The 1,179-nt window shown below is 62.1% G+C and carries 1 protein-coding gene; it reads left to right on the top strand.

Annotated elements, in window-relative coordinates; translation table 11 throughout:
- Positions 1 to 231 precede the first annotated feature (231 nt).
- The coding region (locus JF66_RS18590; protein ID WP_369798070.1) for an IS30 family transposase at positions 232 to 1,179 on the top strand (948 nt) is incomplete at its 3' end.

Genomic DNA, 1,179 nt, shown 5'->3' on the forward strand with positions numbered 1-1,179 from the left:
AGTTCGCGAGACCGCGGTCGCAGTGTCAGTGAGGGTTGGCGAGTTCAACCGGTCGTTGCAACACTCCATTTTTGAGAGGTGCTGTCGATGCGGTCAAAGTTCGAGCTGATGGAGATGCAGGCACGGTTCTGGGTATTGATGGCCCAAGGGTCACGGCTGACGGCGGCGTGTGATGCTGTGGGAGTGAATCGACAAACTGGACGGCGTTGGCGTCAAGCAGCAGGGGGTCGGATCCCTCGTCCCGAGGCTGAGAAGTCCGGGCGGTACTTGTGCTTGGAAGAGCGGTTGCGGATCGCGGATTTGCACGTGAACGGCGCCGGCGTGCGGGCGATCGCTGCCGAGGTGGGCCGGTCGCCGGCGACGATCAGCCGGGAGTTAGCTCGCGGTGGGTCCAAGGCTGGCCCCCGAGCACGAACACGGTATGCCCCGTACGCGGCGCACAAACAAGCTGAGGTTCGTGGGCGCCGCCCCAAGGGCAGCAAATTTGATCACCCGGAACTGGCATCCTTGGTGCAGACGAAGCTGTGCGTGAAGTGGAGTCCGGAACAAATCAGTGACCATTTGGCGAGAGTGTTCCCGGACCGGCAGGAGATGCGGGTGAGCCCCGAAGCGATTTACCAAGCACTGTACGTGCAGAGCCGCGGTCATTTGCGCGCTGACCTGCATCAACACTTACGCACCGGCCGGGCCATCCGTCGGCCGAGACGGCCGGCCGCGAAGAACTCGGGCAAGATCCCGGACATGATCATGATCAGCGAGCGACCCGCAGAGGTCTCTGACCGGGCCGTACCGGGCCATTGGGAAGGAGACCTGATCTTGGGGTCAAACTGCCGATCAGCCATCGCCACCCTGGTGGAGCGCCAGACCCGCTTCACGATGTTGGTCCATCTTCCCGGCGATCACAGTGCCATCACCGTTCGCGATGGCCTATTGGCAACGATCAAGACTCTGCCCGAGCGTCTGGCTAAGACCTTGACCTGGGATCAGGGAACGGAGCTGGCTCAGCACCGGCAGATCACGCTGGCCACCAACATGGCCATCTACTTCTGTGATCCGCATTCTCCGTGGCAACGCGGCAGTAACGAGAACACCAACGGTCTGCTGCGCCAGTATTTCCCCAAAGGCACCGACCTCTCGGTCCATTCACCCGAGCGGCTCCTGGAAGTAGCCACCGAACTC

Origin of the sequence: Cryobacterium sp. MLB-32 (assembly GCF_000738085.1) — a bacterium.
Taxonomy (GTDB): domain Bacteria; phylum Actinomycetota; class Actinomycetes; order Actinomycetales; family Microbacteriaceae; genus Cryobacterium.